General features: G+C 30.6%; 21 protein-coding genes and 1 tRNA gene. 9 read left to right on the top strand and 13 right to left on the bottom strand.

What is annotated here, in order from left to right; all coding sequences use genetic code 11:
- Positions 1–336: methyltransferase MtaB domain-containing protein (locus QZZ11_RS02495; protein ID WP_292473282.1), on the bottom strand; the 336-nt coding region annotated here is incomplete at its 3' end.
- A 440-nt stretch (positions 337–776) separates the two neighbouring features.
- Positions 777–1,790: an MtaA/CmuA family methyltransferase gene (locus QZZ11_RS02490; protein WP_292473280.1), complete on the bottom strand. Its 1,014-nt coding sequence runs from the start codon at positions 1,788–1,790 to the stop codon at positions 777–779.
- 375 nt (positions 1,791–2,165) lie between these two features.
- On the opposite strand from QZZ11_RS02490, the gene gatA reads away from it, so the two are divergent.
- On the top strand, positions 2,166–3,533 hold the full coding sequence (gatA, locus tag QZZ11_RS02485; protein WP_292473277.1) for an Asp-tRNA(Asn)/Glu-tRNA(Gln) amidotransferase subunit GatA: 1,368 nt from the start codon (positions 2,166–2,168) through the stop codon (positions 3,531–3,533).
- 74 nt (positions 3,534–3,607) lie between these two features.
- Here the strand turns inward: gatA and tfrA are convergent, their stop codons facing one another.
- From tfrA to hisG, 3 genes are read right to left on the bottom strand one after another with little or no spacing between them, the layout of a single operon-like run.
- Positions 3,608–5,278 (bottom strand): fumarate reductase (CoM/CoB) subunit TfrA, encoded by a 1,671-nt coding sequence (tfrA, locus tag QZZ11_RS02480; protein WP_292473275.1) that lies wholly within the window; start codon positions 5,276–5,278, stop codon positions 3,608–3,610.
- Positions 5,279–5,290: 12 nt separating this feature from the next.
- Positions 5,291–6,067, bottom strand: coding sequence for a fumarylacetoacetate hydrolase family protein (locus QZZ11_RS02475; RefSeq protein ID WP_292473273.1), 777 nt, complete (start codon positions 6,065–6,067; stop codon positions 5,291–5,293).
- An 18-nt stretch (positions 6,068–6,085) separates the two neighbouring features.
- Positions 6,086–6,949 (bottom strand): ATP phosphoribosyltransferase, encoded by an 864-nt coding sequence (gene hisG, locus QZZ11_RS02470; protein WP_292473271.1) that lies wholly within the window; start codon positions 6,947–6,949, stop codon positions 6,086–6,088.
- A gap of 163 nt (positions 6,950–7,112) precedes the next feature.
- Between hisG and QZZ11_RS02465 the strand changes: the two genes are divergently transcribed.
- Positions 7,113–7,511, top strand: a complete 399-nt coding sequence (locus QZZ11_RS02465) for a CTP-dependent riboflavin kinase (RefSeq protein WP_292473270.1) — start codon at positions 7,113–7,115, stop codon at positions 7,509–7,511.
- Between the two features lie 141 nt (positions 7,512–7,652).
- Positions 7,653–8,078 carry a hypothetical protein gene (locus QZZ11_RS02460; RefSeq protein WP_292473268.1) on the top strand — a complete coding sequence of 142 codons (426 nt, stop codon included), beginning with the start codon at positions 7,653–7,655 and terminating at the stop codon, positions 8,076–8,078.
- 57 nt (positions 8,079–8,135) lie between these two features.
- Here the strand turns inward: QZZ11_RS02460 and QZZ11_RS02455 are convergent, their stop codons facing one another.
- The 4 genes from QZZ11_RS02455 to QZZ11_RS02440 form a co-directional block, all read right to left on the bottom strand.
- Positions 8,136–9,638 (bottom strand): AAA family ATPase, encoded by a 1,503-nt coding sequence (locus QZZ11_RS02455; protein WP_292473266.1) that lies wholly within the window; start codon positions 9,636–9,638, stop codon positions 8,136–8,138.
- Between the two features lie 126 nt (positions 9,639–9,764).
- Positions 9,765–9,836, bottom strand: a tRNA-Arg gene (locus QZZ11_RS02450).
- Positions 9,837–9,942: 106 nt separating this feature from the next.
- Positions 9,943–12,804, bottom strand: coding sequence for a leucine--tRNA ligase (leuS, locus tag QZZ11_RS02445; RefSeq protein WP_292473264.1), 2,862 nt, complete (start codon positions 12,802–12,804; stop codon positions 9,943–9,945).
- 138 nt (positions 12,805–12,942) lie between these two features.
- A complete protein-coding gene (locus QZZ11_RS02440; RefSeq protein ID WP_292473262.1) occupies positions 12,943–13,737 on the bottom strand; it encodes an NAD+ synthase in 795 nt (264 codons plus the stop codon).
- 175 nt (positions 13,738–13,912) lie between these two features.
- Between QZZ11_RS02440 and QZZ11_RS02435 the strand changes: the two genes are divergently transcribed.
- Entirely contained in the window at positions 13,913–14,896 is a 984-nt protein-coding gene (locus tag QZZ11_RS02435) for an ArsA family ATPase (protein WP_292473260.1), read from the top strand.
- Between the two features lie 59 nt (positions 14,897–14,955).
- Here the strand turns inward: QZZ11_RS02435 and QZZ11_RS02430 are convergent, their stop codons facing one another.
- Both QZZ11_RS02430 and QZZ11_RS02425 read right to left on the bottom strand, forming a co-directional pair.
- The gene (locus QZZ11_RS02430) at positions 14,956–16,026 is read right to left on the bottom strand and encodes a hypothetical protein (protein WP_292473258.1); all 1,071 of its coding nucleotides are present in this window, start codon (positions 16,024–16,026) and stop codon (positions 14,956–14,958) included.
- Positions 16,027–17,124, bottom strand: a complete 1,098-nt coding sequence (locus QZZ11_RS02425) for an oligosaccharide repeat unit polymerase family protein (RefSeq protein WP_292473256.1) — start codon at positions 17,122–17,124, stop codon at positions 16,027–16,029. It abuts the gene before it with no gap.
- 113 nt (positions 17,125–17,237) lie between these two features.
- Between QZZ11_RS02425 and QZZ11_RS02420 the strand changes: the two genes are divergently transcribed.
- Entirely contained in the window at positions 17,238–18,797 is a 1,560-nt protein-coding gene (locus QZZ11_RS02420; RefSeq protein ID WP_292473254.1) for a flippase, read from the top strand.
- Positions 18,798–18,818: 21 nt separating this feature from the next.
- Positions 18,819–19,403 (top strand): imidazoleglycerol-phosphate dehydratase HisB, encoded by a 585-nt coding sequence (gene hisB / locus QZZ11_RS02415; RefSeq protein WP_292473252.1) that lies wholly within the window; start codon positions 18,819–18,821, stop codon positions 19,401–19,403.
- A gap of 22 nt (positions 19,404–19,425) precedes the next feature.
- On the opposite strand, the gene QZZ11_RS02410 is transcribed toward hisB, so the two are convergent.
- A complete protein-coding gene (locus QZZ11_RS02410) occupies positions 19,426–20,256 on the bottom strand; it encodes a F420-dependent methylenetetrahydromethanopterin dehydrogenase (protein ID WP_292473250.1) in 831 nt (276 codons plus the stop codon).
- A 31-nt stretch (positions 20,257–20,287) separates the two neighbouring features.
- Positions 20,288–21,649, bottom strand: a complete 1,362-nt coding sequence (cfbB, locus tag QZZ11_RS02405; protein WP_292473248.1) for a Ni-sirohydrochlorin a,c-diamide synthase — start codon at positions 21,647–21,649, stop codon at positions 20,288–20,290.
- 166 nt (positions 21,650–21,815) lie between these two features.
- On the opposite strand from cfbB, the gene QZZ11_RS02400 reads away from it, so the two are divergent.
- From QZZ11_RS02400 to QZZ11_RS02390, 3 genes are read left to right on the top strand one after another with little or no spacing between them, the layout of a single operon-like run.
- Positions 21,816–22,958, top strand: a complete 1,143-nt coding sequence (locus QZZ11_RS02400) for a VWA domain-containing protein (RefSeq protein ID WP_292473246.1) — start codon at positions 21,816–21,818, stop codon at positions 22,956–22,958.
- Between the two features lie 10 nt (positions 22,959–22,968).
- Complete coding sequence (thiI, locus tag QZZ11_RS02395; RefSeq protein ID WP_292473244.1) at positions 22,969–24,120, top strand: tRNA uracil 4-sulfurtransferase ThiI; 1,152 nt, start codon at positions 22,969–22,971, stop codon at positions 24,118–24,120.
- Between the two features lie 20 nt (positions 24,121–24,140).
- Positions 24,141–24,392 carry a DUF3781 domain-containing protein gene (locus QZZ11_RS02390; RefSeq protein WP_292473241.1) on the top strand — a complete coding sequence of 84 codons (252 nt, stop codon included), beginning with the start codon at positions 24,141–24,143 and terminating at the stop codon, positions 24,390–24,392.
- Positions 24,393–24,506 lie beyond the last annotated feature (114 nt).

The following is a 24,506-nucleotide window of genomic DNA, read 5'->3' as shown; positions in this document are numbered from 1 at the left end:
TAATTCTTCGAGTTGTTCCCAGGTTACAGCTGTACATCTTTCGGATGCTTCTTTGCTGATAGATTGTTGTTGTACGTGTTCCATTTCTATTTGTATTGCTGGTAAACCGATGTCAGCTACTCTTTGACATGCTGCGAATGCAATGTTTTTAGAAGTTGCTACTAATCCATCAATACTTTCTTCTGAACCTTCTGCAGGTGCAACTTTAATGTTTGGATATACCATACCGTTACCTGCTTCTTGGCCTAATCCTAATTTTACAGGGTTTTTAGTTTCCCCAAATAACATATCGTCTGCTGATTCTGTTACCATTTTTGTAAATGCTTTTCTTGACATATAATTTCACCACTGAAAATTTTTTTGTTAATCTTATACCCACATAGTTAATACTTTAAGCTTGATTTATATATAATATATACCCAACTTTTATTACTAAATACTTGAAAATGACTAAAGTAACTTTTATATTTGCTTAAAAATACTTGATACATCTTTATAAAAAAAGATTTTAAAAAATGTTATAATCAAATACAAGAAATACTAACATAATTTTTCAAAAATAGCCCATTATAAAAATGTTAATCTTAATAAAACAGTTTAATTAAATTAATTTATAGTTTTAAAAGGAAAATAATACTTACTTGTATTATGTTCATAAATTGATTTTTATTAAAATTATTACTGAAGTAATACAAATAATGTGAAAAAACAGTTTCAATAAAAAATAGTTCATTAAAAAAAGTTTAAAAAAAAATATATAAGTAGACTTAATCTACTTATTGATAAAATTCATCTCTAGCTTCTACAAATGCTTGTAAGTTTGCTAAAGGTGATTTAGGTGCAATACCACAACTAGGTGCTAATACATCGATACCTTTTTCTAAAGCACGAGTAACTTCAGCTTTTACTTCATCGGTTGGTTTACTGAATAAAGTTTGACTTGTAGAAATGTTACCTACTAATACTGTATCTGAACCTTCAGCTTCTTGTATTTTTCTTGCTTCTTCTACATCTACTGCTTCTTCGAATGAAGCTCCACTGTAACCACTGGTTAACATACCTTCCATAATTGGGAGGGAGTTACCACAAATGTGGAGAATACTGTCAGCATCCATTGCATCTGATAAATCTTCTAATGCTGGTTGTGCAAAGTCAAAGAAGTCATCAGGACTTAATAATTCTGGAGATGAAGTAGGATCTGCTACACAAATTACATCTACGCCTACATCATTGAATGCTTCTACTAATTCAGTTTGTGCATCTAATGCAACTTCTACTACATCTTCTACTACGAAACTGTCAGTTTTTAACATTTTTACTAAGTCTTCTACACCTAATAAGTGACCTGCTAATGTGAATGGACCTGCCATACCTACTACTACAGGTACTTCTGGGTATTCATTTTTGAGAATTTCGATAGATTCTGTGATAACTGGTAATCTACCTTGGTTTGCAAAGTCATCAGGCACTTCTAAATCTTCTACATCATCAAATGGTGCGTGTGATTTTAATGTTGGAGTTGCTTCCATACCACCTAAGTCAACGGTACAACCGAATGCTTCTGCTTCTGCGGTTAAATCGAAAGGTACTCTTGCACATTCTAATCCTGCTTGTTTGTGTAATGAAATACCTAATCTTGCCATTTCTTGAGCATCTTGGTGAGCGGAAGGCCAGGATACTTCTGCTCCAGGGAATGCTTCTTCAACTGCTGCTGCAGTTGCACTGATTGCTGGTACTTTTTCTACTTCTTCGCCATTTAATGCTGCTTTTAAATTTTCTATAAGATCCATTTGTTCACCTTTATAATAATATTATTATATGGGTTTTAAATTATTTCATTTAAAACTCAAATGTTTGTTTAATGTTTATAAATATCAACATTGTTATTTTTTAATGTTTCTAAATAATTTATAAATATATTTACAATTATAACAAGAAGCACTTTATATTAAAAAATAATAAAATGTTAGAAAATAGACTGTGAGTATAAGACTATTTATCACATATTAAAATTTAAGCACAACCTGTTAATAATATAGTATATATTTTTCAATACATATAAATTTAAAGTTTTTTCGAAAAAAAATATTAAAAAATTATAATACTCGGTTTAAACATATATAGATACATATTAAAAATTCAATAATTTTTACTAAGGTGAATTCATGAAAATAATAGAAAAAGTAGAAGCAATTAAAAATCAAGACTTAACTGCAACCGAAAATTTAGAACAAATGTATAGTGTTATTGAAGAAAAAAATGAAGAGATTAATGCATTTGTCGAATTAGACCAAGCACGTGCAGAAAAAATTGCAAAAGATATTGATGAAAGAATAAAAAATGGTGAAAAAACTGGAAAATTAGCAGGACTAGTTATCGGAATAAAGTGTAACATTAATGTTGAAGATTTAATTATTTCTGCAGCTTCACCTACACTTAAAGAATATCAGGGAAGTTACAATGCTACTGTTATAAACAGAATTTTAGATGAAGATGGAGTTATTATTGGATTAACAAACATGGATGAATTTGCAGCAGGTAGTTCCACAGAGACTTCAATGTATGGACCTACAAATAACCCTAATGCTTTAGGACATATCCCTGGAGGTTCCAGTGGAGGTTCAGCAGCAGCTGTTGCAGCCAATATGTGTGATATTGCTTTAGGTTCAGATACCGGTGGTTCAATCAGAAACCCTGCATCACACTGTGGAGTAATGGGATTCAAACCTACTTATGGTATGGTATCAAGACAAGGATTACTTGATTTAGCTATGAGTTTAGATCAAATAGGTCCGTTTGCAAATGATACTACAGGTTTAGCATTAATGTTAGATGTTATTGCTGGTTATGACCCTTATGATACAACTACAATAAACAAAGAGTTTACACCATTTATTGATGATACTACAAATACCTCCCTTGAAAATACTACTGTTGGTGTTGTTAAAGAATTTATGGAAGTAACCGATGAAAAAATTGATGGTGTTATAAATAATTCCATTGATCAGTTATCTGATTTAGGTGCAGAGATTAAAGAGTTAACATTTGAAGATATTGATTTAGGGTTACCAACATACTACTTAATTAATTATGTTGAATTCTTCTCAGCAACAAGAAAATACGATGGTCGTAAATATGGAGAAAGAATAGAAGAAGTATGTGGACCTGAAGTTGCACGTAGAATACAGATTGGTTCTTACATAAGTCAAAAAGAGTTCAGTGGAAAATATTACAATAAAGCATTACAGGCAAGATCATTATTACGTAATGACTTCAATGATTTATTAAAAGACGTTGATGTAATAGCAGGACCTACAGTACCAAAATTACCACATAAAATTGGGGAAACAATTGAAACTATGGATATGTACGCATATGATATTTTAACAGTACTTGCAAATATTACAGGTATACCTGCAAGTAGTATGAAAGCAGGTGATGTGGATGGTATTCCTGTAGGATTACAGTTACAAGCAAAACCAGAAGAAGATCATAAAATATTAAGTACAATGAGTGCATTAGAAAACATATAATCTCCAAAAAAAAACTTTAGTAAAAATTAGGAAAAATGATGTGTTAACACATCATATTTTTTTTTAAATAACAACTAATCGTCAAACAATCCACGTTTTATTGTGGAAACTTCACCATTTTTATTAAGTACAAAACTTTTTAAATATTCCTTATCATTTTTCTCAGGATAATCTATTCTGTAATGAGCACCCCTACTTTCTTTTCTGAGTAATGCAGATTTCACTATTAATTTTGCAAGTTTTATCATACTTATTACTTCTAAAGCCGTGATTAAGTTATTATTATATTCCTTAAATGATTTTACGTTCATATCCTTGGTTTTTTCTTCAAGAGCATTTAATTCATCTTGTGCTTTTAATAAACCTTCTTCATCACGGACAATTGCAACATGATTCCACATGATTTCTTTAATCTCATTTTTAATGTCTTCAGGATTAAATGTACCTTCAGACCATATACCATTAATCCTGTCTATTTCTGCCTTAATTTCGGATTCGTCAGGATTTTCAAGTTCTGTTTCCTGAGCACGTTTTGAAGATTGAACTCCGGCTATATTACCAAATACCTGAGTATCAGCTAATGCATTTCCTCCCAACCTGTTTGCTCCATGTACTCCGGAAGTAGCTTCTCCAGCTGCAAATAAGTTTTTGACATTGGATTCACAGTTTCCATCAATTCTTATTCCTCCCATAAAATGATGAGCTGTAGGTGCTACCACCATAGGTTCATTGATTATGTCCACACCCACATCCTTGAATTGCTGAACCATAGTATGTAATTTTGTTTGTACTTGTTCTTCAGGTAAATGTGTTACTGAAAGATAAACACCACCATCTTCGGTTCCTCGTCCTTCTTGAATTTCAGTATAAATGGAACGTGCAACAATATCTCTTGTAGCTAATTCTTCCCTTGGATCATAGTTTATCATGAATCGTTCACCATCAGTATTAATTAAATGACCACCTTCTCCACGAACTGCTTCTGTGATTAATACACCTCTGCGTGATTTTGGGGCTACCATTCCTGTCGGATGGAATTGAACCATTTCCATGTCCATCATGTCAGCACCAGCATCATAAGCCATTACTATACCATCACCAGTTTTTTGAACAGCATTTGATGTTACCGGATACAACCAACCACAACCTCCGGAAGCAATAACTGTTGCTTTGGAATGATATACTACAAAAGAAGAGTCTGCTAATGATATTCCCATAGCTCCAACTATTTTTGAATGAGATTCATCGAAAAGTAACTTAGTAATCATGACTTCTGAATGAGTTTTTACTCCTTCCCGAATAACTTCTTCTTTTAAACCCAACATCATTTCATGACCTGTTTGATCTCCTTTAAAACAAGTCCTACGACAAGATTGTCCACCAAAAGCTCTTTGATTTAATCTTCCATCTTCTTGTCTGTCAAATAAACATCCATAAGATTCCAGTTCTATTAGTCTTTTTGGAGATTCTAGAACCAATTCATGAACTAAATGTAAATCATTTAAAAATGCTCCACCTTTTAGTGTATCCAATATATGTAATTGCAGAGAATCTGCTTCATCAACATAACCAAATACTGCATTATATCCTCCTTCTGCCAACATCGTACATCCTGATTTAAAGGTTAAACCTTTGGAAACAATGATTACATCCTGATCATTTTTACTTGCAACGATACCACATTTACATCCTGCTCCACCAGAACCTATAACCAATACATCACAAGTATATTCTGTAATATCCATTATTTTGCCCCCTTATTCTACATAATTTTCTAAAATTCCTATTTCTTCTATTCCTATGGTTACTGTGTCCCCTTTATTTAAATGATCTATTCCAGGCGGTGTTCCAGTAGCTATTAAATCACCAGGACACAATGTCATAATATTTGAAATATATTTTACCAGCTGTTCTGGTGAAAAAATCATGTTTTTAGTATTTGAATCCTGTTTAATTTCACCATTAACTTTTGAATAAATCCTCTGATTTGATGGGTTAATATCCGTAACAACAACAGGTCCTACAGGACAAAATGTATCAAAACTTTTAGATCTAGTCCATTGACCATCTTTTTCTTGAAGATCTCTTGCAGTGACATCATTAATTAAAGTGTATGCTATTTCAAAAGCATCATTGTTATGTCTATTTATTTCTGAAAGAATGACAATTCCCAGTTCCGCTTCAAAATCCAACTTTTGTGTATCTTCAGGATAAATAATAGTATCCCCAGCAGATATAACACTGGATGCTGGTTTCATGAAAAGAAGTGGTTCTGAAGGAAGAGTCATCTCCAATTCATTTGCATGATCTTTATAATTCAATCCAACGCATACAACTTTTGTTAGGTTAACAGGAACCAAGATTTTAACATCCTCAATTAAATCATGTTGATTCTGTTGATATGTGTCCTTAAAAGAGTCCTGATGTGAAATTGCTTCAATAATTGATGAATATTTTAGACGATAAATTTTTTCATTTTCAATTATTCCCACATATTCTTCTTCATTTGAGGTTTTATATCTGATATATTTCATATTAATCAAGTATTTCAATTATTCCAATATTCTTTCAATTGGTAGTACCAACAAGTCTTTTGCGCCCAAAATTCTTAATTTATTTATAGTATGGAAAACATCTTTTTCAGAAATTACTGAATGCACTGCCACTATGTTTTCATTACCATATATTTCAGAGACAGTAGGGCCACCTAATCCAGGCATTGCTTCTTTAACTGATTGAAGATCTTCTTTTTTTACATTTGCCATTATTAATTTTTTACCTTCTGCCTGAATTACACCAACAATACCTGTTTTTATTGCTTCTATTTTTTCATAGTTATTTTTAAGACTATCTTTATTGGCAATCAACACTACCGAACTTTCTATAATGGTATCTATTTCTCGAAGATGGTTCATTTTAAGTGTTGTTCCAGTACTTGTTAAATCAGCTATTACATCTGCCACCCCAATTAATGGAGCTACTTCTGTTGCTCCGGATAGTGAGAATATTTTGGCAGGAATATCTTTTTCATTAAAATATTGTTTAGTTAATTCTGGAAATTCTGTTGCTACTGTTTTAACTGATTTTAAGTCATCAACTGTTTTAAAATCTGAATTTTCAGGAGCTGCAATAACAAGGCGGGTATGTCCAAACTTTAAATCTTCCAATATTTCAACATCAGCTACTTTTTCTTTTACTAAATCATAACCTGTAATTCCGATATCTGCAGCACCATCTTTTACATATTCTGGTATGTCTGCTGCTCTTGTGAACATTACTGTTATTTCAGGATCAAAAGTTTGTGAAAATAATTTTCTGTTTGAATTGTCTATTAATCCTATACCTGCTTTTTCTAAAATTTCTACTGCAGGCCCACTAATTCGTCCTTTAGAAGGTAATGCAATACGTATACTCATTAAATTACTCCTTTCAAATTATTAATTATTGATAAAAATTATTGAATTCAGTTTTTATATATAAATTACTATTATTATTTATGTTTATCAAAATATAATATAATTATCAATAGTTAAAAAATATGTAAAAAGATTTACAATATATTACAAGGTGTGTATATCAATGTTAAATTTCATAGGAGTTGTGACTTCAGGATTACAAAAAGCAGGAAAGTTCATGCAAAAAGATGTTTATCAACAACAGTATCAAGAAAAATTAGGTTTTATGCCATATAATGGAACACTGAATATTAAATTAAAAAGTGATGTTGAAATAAATCTTAAAGAAAAATATAATGAAAAACTTAAAATCATCAACGGTAATGAAAATTTAGGAGATGTCTATTTTTTAGAAGCCACCATCTGCACAATAGATAAAAGTATTTCTGAAAAAGGTGCGATATTGTTTCCAACAAAAACTGTTCATAAAATAGATACAATTGAATTCGTAGCAAAAAATAGATTAAGAGAAAAAATGAACTTAAACGATAATACACAAGTGAGAGTATCTATTGATAATTAAAGAAATCTTTATTAAAAACTATATTAAACATAAAAAATAGAAGTAAATATATTAAAAGTGTTAATTACTATTGATATAACAGTTATTTAATAGCATTAACAAGAGCGATGAATGAGTATAACGTATTCCGGGAGGGATACAATGGCAAACGACTATGAACTGGTTACTAGTGCAACTGTGACTAAATCAATGTTAAGAAAAATTGGAGAAAATCAATACTTAAAAATAATACCACACGAAAGAATAGTTCAGATATCTACTATTGAACAAAAGAAAATAACAGAACCAATTGTTCAAAAAGATGAAACTATTATCGAAGCATATCCGAAAGAAGTTAAATTATACAGAAATCAAAGCCAAGACACCAAATACGAAACAAAATGGCAAACGATAAAAGGAGAAACATTTGATATACCTGCTTCAAGTATTAAAACAACATACACACTCCTTCAAGCTAAAGGAGTAATAGTAGTTGACAACATGCTAAATTTATCAAACATATTGGGCATGATAATCAAACAAGACACGCTTGAAAAAAAATTGGAATCAATTAAAGATGAAATATAATCTTTCGAAAAAAAAATCTAAAGAATTCAATTAATTCTTTAGTACCTACTTTTAAAACTATTTTTTATATATATCTACAATTTCATTAAAAGTTAAATAATCTCTAAATTTAGGAATTTCAGCCAATTCAACAAATTTCATTACATCCAAATCTTTATTGACTACATCTTTGGCTGCTTTTGTAAAGTTTTCCAATTGAAGATAATCTTCAGGAACACGACCCTTGTTCTCAACTTTTGCTTTAGTAATACTCCAAATATTATTTTTATCTATTCCTGATTTATCTGATAAAAAGTCGGTTACATGAGCAACAATTTTTTCATCATAAGTTCTGTTTAAAATTATTCCTTTAGTTTTTATATCCATCTTATTTAGTAATTTAATATGTGCTTCTATATCTATTGCAGCAGTTTCTATACCACCTTTACTTACACTTGAAACCATTATAACAGGAATATTACCTGCATATGCTATTTCAGCAGTTGAATAAGGTACTTTTTCATTAAGTAAACCAGTTGCAGCACTCATAACACCTTCAACCAAGACCAAATCATAACCTTTTCCTTTGACTTGTTCAATTACTTCATCCAATGGAGTCCAACCTATGTCACCTATTTTTATTGAAGCATAATCATGTAATTTTTCTTTATTCATGTATAATGATGGTGATAAATCACGAATATCAGGACCTACTTTAACTACATAAGTATGAATTCCTCTTTCCCGTAAAGCTCCAACGATTCCACTTGCTAAAAATGTTTTTCCGGATTCGGAACCGGTACCCATCAACATTATCATTGGAGGGACTTCCGGATGTTCTTTTTTTGGAATATAGAAATTATTGGTGTTAACTGCAATCTCATTAAATACTTTCTCATGAAGCTTTTTGTTTTCTGCAATTATTTCATCATATTGTTTTGTTGCATCCAAATAATCCAAAATATTGTTTACGATAGCAGGATTATTATCCAATAATCCATGAACAGTAGTCCCCAGAATATTTCCTTTTTTATTTGATACTCCTGATAAAACACGTGAAGGTTTATGTTTATAATTAGCCCTTACGATATTGGAATACATTACATTTTTATCATTTGATTCTATTTTCCCATATGTATGACAATGAAAACCTGTTACTGTAGTATCTTTGAGGCCTTTTGTAAATAATGTTGTATCATCAACAACATCTGCTTCCACTTTATTTGTGTTGATTAATGGTTCAAAAGTTACGTCAAGTAATCCTAATCCTTCACGTATAATTGGTACCGGTGAATTTCTACCTACATCCGTTTCTTTACCTAAAATTTGAAAACCGGCACACATTCCTAAGATAAATCCGTCATTATCATTTATTAAATTTATTTCTTCAGCCAATTCAGGAGTTAATGATTCTGATTCCATGATAGTTCCACCAGGAATTATCAAACCATCTAATTCTTCATGAGCTTTTTTTCCATTTTCTATTTTTCCATCAGCCTTAACAACATTTGTTGGTAAATGTCCAAAATGTTCGTATAATGTTAGAACACCATCAACTTCTAAAATTCCTATTTTTACCATAAAATTCATCCATGTAGTTTTTAAATGTATAGTAAATAATTATGTAAAAAGTAATATAAAGCTCTATTTAAAAATAAATATAAAAAATAATAATCTTTTTAAAAAATAGTTTAAAAATAATAATAATGCCCTGACGGGGATTTGAACCCCGGTAAAGGGATCCGCAGTCCCTCGTGATATCCGCTACACTACCAAGGCATATTAAAAATAATATGTTATAAAATACTATTAGTATTTTTATTAGTTATTAATATTAAATTTTTCGTTTTTCTTTCTTAAAAAAAATAGATATAAGACAAAAGTCTTATTCTAAGAATATTGCAGGTTTATATGGTGCCGCATTTACTGCTTTATTTTGTGGATCATATGTTGGTTCATCATAAACTTCTATTTTTGCATTGATTTCGCTTTCTAAATAGTCCTTAGCATCTTCAATTATTGAAACTTCATCAATTTTTCCAACATAATTAATTTTATTAAATGATTTTCCTGCTTTAGTAGCAAATTTAGATAATTCTTTTTTGTTGTCATGCAAGTTTGCTTTCATAGCACGTCCAATTATTTCACCTATATTAGGTTTTCCAACTTCCTGAGCTATGTCATATACTTTATATTTCCAATCAGGAGCTGTGTACAAATGTACTGTTTCAGGATTAGCTTTTGTTATTTTTATAATTTCTTTGATATCCTTAGCTAAGTCCTGAATTATTTCTTCACTCTTTTCAATATTTGCATCAATTACAGAATCATCTTTTTCAGGCCATGCAATTGAAGACATGAAAATATCATCATCATTATATTTGTCCCATATTTCCTCAGTAGTATAAGGAACAAATGGTGATAATAATCTAATCCAAGTGTTTACAATATATGTTAATGTATCTTTTTCTTCCTGTTCAATTGAAGTAATTCTGTTAAGATAGTAATCCACATCTTTTCTGAAAAGGAACAAACCTGCTTGTAATGCTTTTCTTGTTTGGAATCCTTCCAATGCTTCAGTTGCATCACCAATCTTTTGATTTATTTGGCTAATAATCCATTTGTTAATTGGTTTTTCAACTGTTGGTATTTCATTTTCCAATGATAATTTTAAAGGTTCTCCAATTAATGATTCAACTTTTTCAGGGAATTCCTGTATTAATTCCAATCTTCTTTGAATACCATTAACTTCTTTTTCTCTCCAATCAAAGTCTTGCCATGGTTCTGCTGAAGACATTAAGAATAGTCTTACTGTATCTGCACCATATTTATCTATTGCTTCACTCAATAAAATTACATTTCCTTTAGAAGAGGACATTTTCTGTCCTTCTAATAATCCCATACCGAATACTGTTATTCCTTTTGGCCAATATTCTTTAGGGAAAATAGCTGCATGGTGGAACATATGGAATGATAAATGATTTCCAACCAAATCTTTTGCTGATAATCTCCAATTTAATGGGTACCAGTAGTTGAATTCTTTTTGTATTTGTTCAGTTAATTCAGGATCTATTTTATTAATTGAACCATCATTTGCACCGTCCTGATTTAAGAATACTTTGTTGAAAAATGCATCATTTAAATCTTCAGGATTAATATCTTTCATATATTTTGCAATGGTATAATATGACATGTAAATTGTTGAATCAGTTAACGGCTCTATTAACCATTTTTCATCCCATGGCATATGTGTACCAAGACCTAATCTTCTTGAACAAGCCCAATCTTCCAACCAGCCCAAATAGTATTCGAAGTTTGCTTTTAATTCTTTTGGAACTACTTCCACCTGGTCAAGACATTCATATGTTTTTTTAGTCCATTCTTCATCAGAATATTTAACAAACCATTGATCATCTAATTCCTTAACAACACATTTTGTTCCACAACGACAGATAATCGGTTTTTCTGCAAATTCGTATAATTTATCTGCTATGTTTTCGTTGAGTAATTTTTCAATTACATCATCACGAACATCCGCAACACGTTTACCTTCAAATTCGCCAGTGTTTTCATTCATTATACCTTTTGCATGTTCAGTTTTATAAGCTTCATTGGTTGCGTCTTTGAGTTTTTCATCGTCCTGATTTTGAACATTAAACTGATTAAGGAAGTCTCTTGCTGGGAATTCAGAGTATCCTTTTAAGTTTACAAGACTTATGATTTTTATGTTATCGATTTGTTCTTGTAAATTGTATTTTTCAATTAATTCTTTGTTGTTTTTAATGTCTTCTAATGCAATATAATCTGCTGGTGCGTGTGCAGGTACTGAAAATACTACTCCTGTTGCATAATCAGGATCTACAAAAGATGCTGGGAATATTGGTAATGGATCGTTTGTTAAAGGATTTGTTACATATTGTCCAATGAACTCTTTAGGATCAACATCTTCAATAAGTTCCATTGATTCTTTTTGATGAATAATATTTCCAAATGATTCCTTACTGATTATCCATTTTTCATCATTATATTTTACCCGTACATATTCTTCATCAGGATTTAACCAAAAGTTTGTAGCTCCATATAATGTTTCTGGTCTGAATGTTGCGGCGACTAAGAAATCATCACCACATGGGAATTTAATCAAAGTTAATTCATTAATTCCTACACCTTCCCCTTCTAATAAATCATGGTCTCCTACAGGGTTTTCATCTGATGGACAATATTTTACTGGGTGTGATCCTTTTCTTATTAAATCTTTATCTTTTAATTGTCTGATTTGCCATCTGATAAATTGTTTGTAGTGTGGATCAATTGTTCTAAATTCTCTTCTCCAGTCAATAGAATATCCCATATGAGTCATATCATCATGATATTCTGAACTGAAATATTTTACAATATATTCAGGATCAACAAATTTAGCCAATTCGTCTTCTGGAACTTGGTGTACATTTTTATAAATGTCCAAAGTCCATGGGTCTTGTCTTTCAATTCTTTTTGCAATACCTACTACCGGTGCCCCGGTTACGTGCCAAGCCATTGGAAATAGTACGTTGAAACCTTGCATTCTTTTGAATCTAGCATAGACATCAGGAACTGTATATGTTCTACCGTGTCCTACGTGCATTGCCCCACTTGGATAAGGGAATGCTACTGTTACATACATTTTTTTCCTATCATCAGGATTTGATTCGAATAATTTTTCTTCTTGCCATTTTTCTTGCCATTTCTTTTCTAATTCAGAAACCATAGATTAAACTCCCTGTTAGTTATTTGATTATAAAATGAAAATAATTACTTGTTTATAATATTAATATTTATGTCAATAACATTATTTTAATTTAATTATTTTAATAGAAAAAATAAAAAAAAAGAGTGGTTTCCCCAATTACTTTTTAAATATTGGAGCAGATTTTCTTTTATGTTCAGATATTTCATTCAATTTAAGTATTCGATTAACTTCTGATATATTTAAATCCAATTTATCAGATATTTCTTCTGCATTACAATGCTCATCAAGATACAAATATAATAATCTATCCAATACTGGATAAGTCATACCCAGTTCAGTTTCATCTGTTTGATTAGGCAATAAACCAGCAGTTGGTGGCTTTTCTATAATAGAATCAGGAACACCCAATTCTTTTGCTACCTGAACAACCTCTTCCTTAAATAAGTCACCGATTGGTAATAAATCAACACCACCATCCCCATATTTTGTAAAATAACCAACATTTAGTTCTGTTTTATTTCCAGTTCCTATTACCAGGCAATGGTAAATGGCAGCATAATAATACAGAATAGTCATACGTAATCTTGGTTTAACATTTGCAGATGCTAAATTATTATTTGATTCAGGAAGATTATCAACATTACATCGTTTTAAAAAATCATTATAAAAATCTTCTATACAAATCAATCCACCATCAATACCCAATTCCTTTTGAACTAATTTGGCATCAGTTAAATCTTGTTCGGATGTTGTTTTTGATGGAAGAATATACCCCCTAACATTTGAAGCTCCCAAAGCTTTAACAGCCAAATACGCAACTACCGCTGAATCTATTCCTCCACTCAAACCTAATATTACACCATTACAATTTGCATTTTGAACTTTTTCTTTTATAAACCCACATACATTTTCGATAAAAATGTTTGCATCAAAATTAGGTAAATCTATCATAATATACTCTTCCAATCACTTTATTAATGTTAAATCTCTTTTTTATCAATAATAAAATTAATGAAAATATTAAAATAACAAAAGTTTATTAAATTAAAATGATAATATAATAATATTCAAAGTAATATAAAAAACATGTAAAAAAAACCATATAAACTTAAAGAGGATGAAAAACATGGCATTTACAGACCTAGTTAAATTTAATAAAAAAAGCACAACCTTTATTTTTATTGGAGGAAAAGGAGGAGTAGGAAAAACAACCGTTTCTGCTGCTACAGCACTATGGTGTGCAAGAATGAATAAAAAAACATTAATTATTTCAACAGATCCTGCACATTCATTAGGTGATTCATTTGATAGAATTATTAAACATGTCCCAACACCAATTACACAAAATTTAGAAGCAATTGAAATTGATCCGGACAAAGCTATGGAAGAATATAAAGAAAAAATGAATCAACAACAAAAATATAACGATGCATTAAGTATGTTTTCAGATCAATTTGATATAATGAGTTCATCACCAGGTATTGATGAAGTTGCTTCATTTGAAAAATTCATGGAATATATGAATAGTGAGGAATATGATGTTGTAATTTTTGATACCGCACCAACAGGACATACATTAAGATTATTATCTTTCCCTGAAATGATGGATTCCTGGATGGGAAAATTAATTCAAACCAGAACTCAATTAGGTCAAATGGCAAATAAACTTAAAAATATTATACCTTTCATGGGTTCTGATGAAGAAAACCAAGAAGAAATGGAAGAATTAAACAGAACAAAAGAACAAATCTTAAGAGCTAGAGAAGTACTCACAGACCCTAAAAGAACTTCATTCAAAACAGTACTTATCCCAGAAGAAATGTCAATATATGAATCAAGTCGCGCAATGGATGCATTACATAAATGCAATATGAGTACTGATGGAATTATCGTTAACAAAATACAGCCAGACAACAACCATTGTGAATTTTGTAAGGCTAGACGAGAAATACAAGAAAAACGTTTAGAAACTATAAAAGAAACCTTTGGAGATCAAATTATTGCAGAAATACCGTTACAATCACATGAAGTAAGAGGTATTGACCAATTATACGAAATTTGTGATTTATTATATGGTTCAGACCCAGGTAATGGGCCTATCGCATTATAATAAACCCCATTTACTTTTTTTAAAATCAAAATAATTAAAAATAAAGAAAAAAAGAGAATTTATCTATATTGTTTTCTCTGATCCCAGATTAATTTCATGCTTTTTCTACCACCCTGTTCAGTATCAAACATATTCATATCCCTGGTTAATTCAGCCACTTTGATGCTTGCTTTGATACCGTTTTTAATTAATCTGGAACCATGAGGTTTTCTCATATGTTCAACTGCATACTGTATATCATATGCAGATATAACATCTATTCCCAAAGATTGAGCCAAATCATTGCTTGCATGTTCCGTGTGGAATCCCAATAATTTTACTGAAGGAATGGATAGTGCCCCCACTTCTATTGTTACACCCATTCCAGCACAATATATAACTCCCTGTGATGCATTCATTAAACTGATTAAATCAACATACCCATCAATTATATAAACACCTTTTCTAGTAACAAATTGACTAATAGATGTTGCTTCAAAACGATATGGAATTATTAAAATGATTTTATCCAATTTTTGAACTTCCTGTATAATTTTAGGAATATCTGAAGCTCTTGTATCTCCACCCAAGAATAAAATATAAAAATCATTAACCCCATAATGTCTGTAAATTTCATCTTTACTCATGATGGGAACTCTATTAACATATTCTGCTTGAGGATATCCTTTAATGTTAACAGTATTATGTATTCCATACATTTTTTTCAATAATTTTTGGGCATGCTTATTTGGTACTGTAATTAAATCTGCATAAGCAATCATCTCAATAGGATTATATAAATCCTGTTCAATGTGTATTTTAGGAATTTTTAATTTTTTTGCTGCAGCAATACCCTTTCTAACATCCCCTGCATTTCCACAGGTTAAGACCATATCCACATCATTAGATTTAAGAGCTTTATGAGTGCGTAGAGTATCTTGTAAGACCAATCGACCTATAGTTAAATCACTACGTTTAGTCGTGGTATTTCTTCTACCTTCCCCAATTGATAAAACTTTTGAACTATACGGACTTAATAATTTTTTAGCTCCTTCACTATGAGTTAACGATATTATATTATCATTTAATTTCTCAATAACTGGAATTAATGTTTTTGCTGGTGCTGTTTCTGCAACTACTGCTATATTCATCTACACACCCCCCTTCCTTATTGTAACAGAATAACCTATAAGTATTAATGTAATTAGGAAGAAAAGCAATACAACTAAATCCGTTGGCCCAGTTTCTATCCAGATAAATACATGTGCAAGCAATATTGCATACAATGCTACAAATATATTTCCAAGTGAACGTTGAACCATATAGATAAAGTTCATTACTGCACCCAATACAAACATTTGAATCAGCATAGCATATAATCCAAAATCAAGCAATGCAGGACCAAATATCATGGAAGTAGTTGAATGAGCATAACCTAATGTTGTCGAACCAACAATAACTCTAGGATCAGTAGATTTAAAGAAACCCATTAATGTATTATATAATAATTGTCCATTTGTACTTCCCTGCAATAATACTGCACGATCCAATACTTGTAATGTATAACCTGCCCTATAAAATAATAATTGTAAAGGACTTAAAGTCCAAGTTTGCCATTCAATGGATTTTACAGCAACATACCCAACTATTAATAACAATACAAATATGGCAGCTACAGATAAGACAATATATTTCCATTTTAAATCCATAGTATAATACAAAGTAATAAGCATACTGATAACAATAGCCATAACTGTTGTTCTATAACCTGTAAATACAAATAGGATTAATCCTACCATAAATAAGAGATAATATTTTTTATTGTTGTATTTTGCCATCAAAATATTAATTGAAGGTAAGAATATCAAGTAAGACAATAACCATATCCTAGTAGCAGCATGTGCCTTAAGATAACCACTGAATAATGGTATTCCACCCAAATACAGTAGATTTAATACCTGTAATAAAATACCCAATATAACAAGTGATAAAACAATTTTTTCAGAAAAGATTTTCTCTATTTTATTTTTATCCAGAGAAAAATCCCTATTTTTAAGTAAATAGTGTGAAAAATAAATTCCTACAAGATAAAACAACAAACCTAAAAATATTATGTAAATTGTGTTAATATTAATACCAACTAACTCTTTTAAATGGTAATGAAAAGCTATTTGTGAGAAAACAAGATAAATAACTAGCAATAAAACAAATACCACTGGTGAAAAAATATCTAATTTTTTATAATTCATAACAATCAACCATAAACTAGTTAATTAGCATTAAATAAATACTAAACTATATAATTATATCTTTCTAAACTGATATAAACATTTTATTTTAATTAAAAGTTTTTGTGAATAACATGTCAAATAAAGTACTTAAAAATAGTTTTATTTTACTAATTGGTAATCTATTGTTTAGAGTAGGAGGATATATTAATAGATTATTAATGAGTAGAATGTTAGGACCCGAAGGTTATGGATTATATGGTTTGACATTACCATTTCAGGGTATTTTCCAAATCATTTCTGCTGGAGGGTTACCCCCTGCAATATCAAAATATGTTGCCGAATACAATGCTAAAAATGAAAAAGCATTAACGCGACAGGTCATACTTACCGCAACAAAATTTATGGTATTAATGGCAATACTACTCAGCATAATATTATTATTCTCCTCAGACTTTATTGCTAACAACATTTTTCACAAACCGTTAGTTGTGTGGCCATTAAGAGCTGTTTGTTTAATTACTCCATTTAGTGTCGTTGTAGGTGCAATGAGAGGAGCTTTCCAGGGAGTATATAAAAATGAGTATACAGTTTACAATAGACTAGCAGAACAAGTGGCAACTATTGTATTTGCTTGCGTATTTGTTTATGCCGGTTTATATGCTATGGGTGCTGTTCTCGGTAGTGCTTTTGGTTTTATAGTATCCGCCATTACCGCAGTAGTATTGTATAAAAAGTACATTAGTCCATTATTTTATTCAGAGGACTCTTTGAACTTAACATTTAAAGAAGAAATGAAATTATTATGGATGTTGATTCGTTTTGCAGTACCTGTTGCAATAACTGCATTATCAGAGATGGCCATCTACGATGTTGGAACATTAGTTATTGGATATTTTATGTTGTCTACCGACGTAGGTTTTTATAATGCTGCAGATCCAATATCAAGAATTCCTTTAGTAATATCCTTGTCAGTTTCAACAGTTCTTTTACCTGCCACTGCAGAGGCATATGCTTTAAAAAATCATAAATTACTACAAGAATATGTAACTGATTGTTTAAGATATAGCATATTAACCGTATTACCTTTATGTGTTTTAATTAGTGTATTTAGTACTCCAATTATTACATTATTATTCGGTAGCGTATACACACCAGGTGCAGGTGTTTTAAGTATATTAGTTATAGGAATGTCATTTTATAGTATTTATATGATTTGTAGCAGCATATTGCAAGGAACAGGCAATCCAAGATTACCTATGATTATTTTACTATTAGGTACTGCGTTGAATGTTATTTTAAATGCAGTACTAGTTTATAACAAAGGAATTATTGGAGCTGCCATAGGAACAACTTTAACAACATTCATATTAATGGTAGTAATAATGTATTTTGTAATAAAAAATACAAAAATTTCCATCCCATGGAAAAATATTTTATTGATATTAACCGCAAACGTTATATTAACATTAGTTTGTTTAATAATTCCAAAAAGCATTATAGGATCCATAATCGGATTGATTTTAGGTAGCCTTACCTACATAATTGCATTAATAATGCTTAAAGTATTGACAAAAAGGGATTTAAACTTTTTTGCACAATATTTAAACAAAATACCTCTAATAAAAGGATATTCTGAAAAAATAGTTAAATATATTGAAAAGAAAGAATTAATATATAAAATAGAAGATTAAATCTATAAAAAGGGTGTTAACATGGCTAAAAACAGAACTGCAAAATTAAGTAGAAAAACCAAAGAAACTGATATAAAAATAGAATTAAACATTGATGGAAATGGGGAAAGCAAAATAGATACTGGATTAAAATTTTTAGACCACATGCTTGAATCTTTTAGTAAACACGGATTTTTTGATTTGAAAGTAAAAGCTATTGGAGATATCGATGTTGATGATCACCACACTGTTGAAGATACAGCTTTATTACTTGGAGAATGTTTCAAAGAAGCTTTAAAAGATAAAAAAGGAATAAACCGTATGGGTTTCAGTATAGTACCAATGGACGAATCCTTAGCACAAGTTGCTGTTGATATTAGTGGAAGGAATTACACAGTTTTTGATGCAGAATTTAAATATCAGAAAATTGGTGACATCAGCTCAGAAAATGTTAAACATTTCATGGAATCTTTTGCAAATACCAGTCTTATGAACATAAATATTAAAGCAGAAGGGGATAATGATCACCACATCTGTGAAGCTATATTTAAAGCATTAGCACGTTCACTTAACAGTGCAACCCAAATTACTCACGACCAAATATTAAGTACAAAAGGTAAATTATAATTCACCTATTACACTCTTTTTTTTATTTATAAGTATCAACTAATGATTGTCTTACCCATACAGAACCATCTTTAGCGTGAGGTGTTCTTAATACACTATCATTAGATTTTTCAATTTCACGAGCTTCATCTGCCAATTTTGCTGCGGCGGACATCAATTCATGAGAAGCTGTTACTAATGGAATATACATATCAGGTTCATTAATTTTGAAACAAGCTTCAATATTCATTTCAGATACCAATGTTGCCATATTATATGCTGCCATAGCTTTACCCATTGCATAAGGATTTTTAAAGCCGGCATTGAATACTGCCAATTCAGCAGTAATAACCAATTCAGGAAGTTCCAATGGTTCTTTATCGATAAGTAGTCCTATGACCTTATCTATAGCTGCAGTTACTAAACGTAAAGTACCCGTTATTGATAATACTTTTAAAACATCTGCATTAAATAATGCCATTTCAGTAGGATCTAAAAATTCTCTTCTTGCACCTATCATTGCATCGGCACGAATTAAAATATATCCCAACCCTTGTTCTTTCATTTTAGTTATGCCCTTTTCACCAGGTTTATCACCAATCACAATAGTCGGTATATCTATTTTGGATAATCTTTCCCTAACCATCCTTGGTTGTTTTGCATTAGGATTAGGACTTATAAAAATAAGTAAATCAGGATTAAAATAAAATATTTTTGGTAATATGTCTTCTACCTGATTTCCTGACATTTTTGCTCCAGAACTTATTGTTCTGACATCAATATCTTCCCTATCTGCCCTTTCATCCAATATTAAATCAATAACTGGTGTTGTTCCAATATTTCCAACTTTAATAATTCCAATTTTTAATACCATAATTTCACATCAATATCTTATATTATACTTTTTATTTTCCATCAATTATAGATTGTGTAAAGTTATATGCAAAGTCAGGCAAACAAGAAGTATGCGTATGTATATAACTAGCAACAGTTTTATTTTTTAGTAAACCATCATATTTTCCAGTAATACCCACACCCCGTTTCATTTCAAATGCAAAATCATTTTTATTAGAACCCGTGTATTCAACTTTTGAATAATGGAATTCATGTCCGTGATACTGTTCACCCTTTTTTTGAATAGGATTATCTTGAATTACATCCGCTATTGTATAACTTAGTCCTTGAACTTTTTTGGTTAATTCGGATTTATATGGGAAAACATTAACCATAGGCAAATTATCTATAGACTTTGTAAGATACATTAAACCTCCACATTCCGCATAAATAGGATTGTTATTTTCTGAAAAATCCTTAACTGATCTGAGCATGGATTTATTTTCAGATAATTCTTTTTTAAAAATTTCAGGATAACCTCCTCCAATATATAATGCATCAACATCAGGAATTTCATCGTCATGAATAGGACTAAAATACACTATTTCTGCATTATTTGCTTCCAATGCTTCAATATTTTCTTGATAATAAAAATTGAAAGCTTCATCGAAAGGAATTCCTATTTTTGTTTTTTCATTTGATAACTTATTTAACCATATAGGTTCATAATCTTCTATAATTGGTTGCGAATTATCCATTATTTCCAGTAACATGTCCAAATCAATATTATCTTCTATCAATTCGCCCCATTTTTCAATCAATACTTTTATACGTTCCTCTTCTACAGCAGGTATTAAACCCAAATGTCTTTGTTCCATTGTAATAGATTTATCCCTAATAATTCCGCCAATAACAGGAGTATTTGCCAATGTTTCTACTGCTTCCTTAGTTTTTAAAAAATGTTTTTGACTTTTAACATTGTTTAAAATAACTCCCTGAATATTAATTTGTTTATCTAATGCTTTGAATCCCAAAGTCATTGCTGCGGCACTTCTGACCAAACTTCGACTGTTAATAATCAAAATTACGGGAGCGTTTAATGCTTTGGCGATGGAAGAAGTTGTACCAACATCATTAACTGGACTAATTCCTTCATATAATCCCCGTACACCTTCTATTATCCCATAATCAGCATTACTTTTTTCCATACCCTGTTTAAAAGATTGCCTAATTTGTCCCTCAGACATGAAAAATGAATCCAAATTTCTTGCATTGTTTCCTGTAGCACATTTATGGTAAGATGGATCAATATAATCCGGCCCAACCTTAAATGATTGAATTTTATGTTTCTTTGATAAAGCTCTCATTATTCCTGTGGATATGGTGGTCTTCCCAACACCACTTCCTGTTCCTGACAATACTACTCTCTTCATATGATAACCTTTAGTAAATTATTACAATGCTCGTTAATAATTATATATCTTTAAAACATAACATATAATTTTTATATAGAATATTAAATACAAAAAATGATATATTAAAAAAAATTAAAAATAATATATAATATAGGATTATTTAATTCAATTTTCAGGAGATAATATGGTTAACGAACGAATAGTAGCATTATCTAACCAACTAAGAGAGGAAGGAGTGGCTGTAAGTGTTAGAAGTACTAAAACAGCATGTGATGTTTGGGATTTAATGAAAGGTTCTACTGAAATAAAGGATATGCAATATGCCCTTAAAACTGTTTATATTAAGGATACTCATGATGAACAGAAATTTGATGATATATTTGAAGAGTTATTTTCAGAACCTGAAGAAGGGGTAAAACATACTACCAAAGAACAGACGGACAGTCCCTTTGAAGATCCTGCAATAGAACAGGAAGATATTATGGGATTACCAGATTCTCAAATAAGTGAAATACCCATAGAACAAATGATTCCTCCCGAATTTAATCCTGAAGAACTACAACAAAATAAAATCCATGAAAAAGACTTACTAAAAACAGATATAAATCATTTGAATACTTTTGATGAAAGAATCGTAGATTTATGTAGAAAATTAGGTAAAAAAATTGCAAACAGCCGAGCTAGAAGAAAACGATTAATGAAATCAAACAATGTAAATATGCCACGAACTATACGTACAAATCTAAAAAATGGTGGAAAATTAATAAATATTGTTTATGCTAAGCCAAAAATTAATAAAACCAAACACATTTTTTTAAACGATGTAAGTGGTTCCTGCGATTGGATAAGTAACTGGTTTTTCTCAATAATATATGCTTCTCAACGATCATTTGATAAAATTAGATGTTTTGAATTTGATAGTAAAATAATTGAAACAACTGATGCATTAAAAACAGAATCATATGAACTTTCTTATGAAACTGCAACATTGAAAAAAATACAAAGAGGAATGATTCATGGTCAATCGGATATGGCTAATTCTTTTAAAGAATTTTTAGCCAAGGCACACCTTAATCACAGAACCACTGTTATTATATTAAGTGATTGCAGAGATTGGCAAGGAAAACGAGAAGAAGGAATTTTAGAAAGTGCAATGTTGTTAAAGGAAATTGTTACAAAAAGTTCAAAAGTTTTGATTTTTAATCCTGAACCCGAAAGTAAATGGGACACTCCGACAAGTTGTGTACGGGATTACCAAAATGTTGGTGCAAAAGTTTATGAAATAAAAGACTTAGATAATTTGGCTAAATTAATTACTAAACTATGAGGGAAAAGATATGAAATATTTTATAAGATATGGGGAAATAGGAGTAAAAAGTCCAAAAATTAGGAGAAAATTTGAAAATAAACTAATTTCAAATATCCAATGTGAATTAGAAGGTACTTTTGAAAATGATCAAGGCAGAATTACATTGATTACTGATGAAAAAGATGAAAAAGTAAGGGATGTTCTTGGAAGAGTATTTGGTATCGTATCATACAGCCCCATTAAGGAAACTGAAACAGATAAAGACAAAATTGCAGAGTTAATCAATCAGATTTTACCTGAAATTATTGAATCAGGAAAATTTAATCCGGAAAAAGATACGTTTGCAGTAAGATGTAGACGTGTTGGAAAACATGACTTTTCAAGTCAAGAAATGGCTGCATATGCAGGTTCCGTTGTTATATCTACTACGGATGCTAAAGTAAATTTATCCAATCCTGATTTTACATTATATGTGGAAGTAAGAGGAGAAAAAACATACATTTACTATGAAAAAATCAAATGTTTGGGAGGATTACCTGTAGGTAGTCAAGGAAGAGTTCTTTGCTTAATTTCAGGAGGAATAGATTCTCCAGTAGCAGCATTCCAAATGCTGAAAAGAGGATGTTCCATAACATTATTACACTGTGATAATTATCCTTTTACAGATGGTTCTGTTGAAAAAGTTCTCAAAAATGCAGATAATCTAAGAAAATATTCTTTAGGTGAAGAAGTAAAAGTTTATTCTGTAAAATTTGGACAATACTTAGAACATGCACAACAAAATGCACCTCCTCGAATGACATGCATACTGTGTAAAAGTGGAATGTATCAACTAGCATCAATATTGGCACGCAAAGAAAAGGCTAATGCTATTGTTGATGGAAGCAGTATCGGACAAGTGGCTTCACAGACGCTTAATAATATAGAAGTAACCCGATATCATTGCAGAATGCCTATATTTAGTCCTTTAATAAGTATGGATAAAATAGAAATTGAAGAAATAGCTAAAAAAATAGGTACTTATGAAGTATCCATAATTCCTGATGGAGGATGTAGTGCAGTGCCAAAATATCCTGAAACCCATGCGGACTTAGACCTTTTTAAAAATGTCGTTGATGAAATTAATCAAAAAGCGGTTTTAGAAGAAACTGCCAACAGTTTCACAAGAATAGACCTTTAGCTTATTTAAGGAATGATTCCATGAATTATAAAAAGGAATTACTGGACAATATTGATAAAATCCACACTACAGAATTAGGTATTGGAAGGATCAAAAAAAATTTGAACCTGGAAACAAATGATGTTGTTAAAATATGTGTTGAACTAATCAAGGATGAAAAAAGTATAGTGACAAAAAAAGGAAAAAATTATTACATAATCATAAATAATAAGGAATTAACAGTAAATTCTTCCAGTTTTACGATAATTACTGCTCATTTGAAAAAAAAATAAGTTAGAGGTTTTCTCTTAAAAATTGACCTAACCTTCTTGATAATGCAAGGATAGTGTATACTGGTGGTAAACCTGGTGCCTTCGGCAGAACAGAACCATCAGCAACATATAAAT

It is taken from the genome of Methanosphaera sp., assembly GCF_016282985.1.
Lineage (GTDB): Archaea > Methanobacteriota > Methanobacteria > Methanobacteriales > Methanobacteriaceae > Methanosphaera.
The sequence above is the reverse complement of the archived record's forward strand: the minus strand, read 5'-3'. Positions and strand labels throughout refer to the sequence as shown.

What these genes read in the sequence shown, in the direction of transcription:
- hisG (WP_292473271.1), bottom strand. Translation starts at nt 6,949, where the DNA reads ATGAGTATACGTATTGCATTACCTTCTAAAGGACGAATTAGTGGGCCT.
- QZZ11_RS02440 (WP_292473262.1), bottom strand. Translation starts at nt 13,737, where the DNA reads ATGATAGATTTACCTAATTTTGATGCAAACATTTTTATCGAAAATGTA.
- gatA (WP_292473277.1), top strand. Translation starts at nt 2,166, where the DNA reads ATGAAAATAATAGAAAAAGTAGAAGCAATTAAAAATCAAGACTTAACT.
- QZZ11_RS02430 (WP_292473258.1), bottom strand. Translation starts at nt 16,026, where the DNA reads ATGAATATAGCAGTAGTTGCAGAAACAGCACCAGCAAAAACATTAATT.
- QZZ11_RS02465 (WP_292473270.1), top strand. Translation starts at nt 7,113, where the DNA reads ATGTTAAATTTCATAGGAGTTGTGACTTCAGGATTACAAAAAGCAGGA.
- QZZ11_RS02390 (WP_292473241.1), top strand. Translation starts at nt 24,141, where the DNA reads ATGAATTATAAAAAGGAATTACTGGACAATATTGATAAAATCCACACT.
- cfbB (WP_292473248.1), bottom strand. Translation starts at nt 21,649, where the DNA reads ATGAAGAGAGTAGTATTGTCAGGAACAGGAAGTGGTGTTGGGAAGACC.
- QZZ11_RS02410 (WP_292473250.1), bottom strand. Translation starts at nt 20,256, where the DNA reads ATGGTATTAAAAATTGGAATTATTAAAGTTGGAAATATTGGAACAACA.
- QZZ11_RS02475 (WP_292473273.1), bottom strand. Translation starts at nt 6,067, where the DNA reads ATGAAATATATCAGATATAAAACCTCAAATGAAGAAGAATATGTGGGA.
- QZZ11_RS02435 (WP_292473260.1), top strand. Translation starts at nt 13,913, where the DNA reads ATGGCATTTACAGACCTAGTTAAATTTAATAAAAAAAGCACAACCTTT.
- QZZ11_RS02455 (WP_292473266.1), bottom strand. Translation starts at nt 9,638, where the DNA reads ATGGTAAAAATAGGAATTTTAGAAGTTGATGGTGTTCTAACATTATAC.
- leuS (WP_292473264.1), bottom strand. Translation starts at nt 12,804, where the DNA reads ATGGTTTCTGAATTAGAAAAGAAATGGCAAGAAAAATGGCAAGAAGAA.
- QZZ11_RS02420 (WP_292473254.1), top strand. Translation starts at nt 17,238, where the DNA reads ATGTCAAATAAAGTACTTAAAAATAGTTTTATTTTACTAATTGGTAAT.
- QZZ11_RS02425 (WP_292473256.1), bottom strand. Translation starts at nt 17,124, where the DNA reads ATGAATTATAAAAAATTAGATATTTTTTCACCAGTGGTATTTGTTTTA.
- QZZ11_RS02400 (WP_292473246.1), top strand. Translation starts at nt 21,816, where the DNA reads ATGGTTAACGAACGAATAGTAGCATTATCTAACCAACTAAGAGAGGAA.
- hisB (WP_292473252.1), top strand. Translation starts at nt 18,819, where the DNA reads ATGGCTAAAAACAGAACTGCAAAATTAAGTAGAAAAACCAAAGAAACT.
- tfrA (WP_292473275.1), bottom strand. Translation starts at nt 5,278, where the DNA reads ATGGATATTACAGAATATACTTGTGATGTATTGGTTATAGGTTCTGGT.
- QZZ11_RS02490 (WP_292473280.1), bottom strand. Translation starts at nt 1,790, where the DNA reads ATGGATCTTATAGAAAATTTAAAAGCAGCATTAAATGGCGAAGAAGTA.
- QZZ11_RS02460 (WP_292473268.1), top strand. Translation starts at nt 7,653, where the DNA reads ATGGCAAACGACTATGAACTGGTTACTAGTGCAACTGTGACTAAATCA.
- thiI (WP_292473244.1), top strand. Translation starts at nt 22,969, where the DNA reads ATGAAATATTTTATAAGATATGGGGAAATAGGAGTAAAAAGTCCAAAA.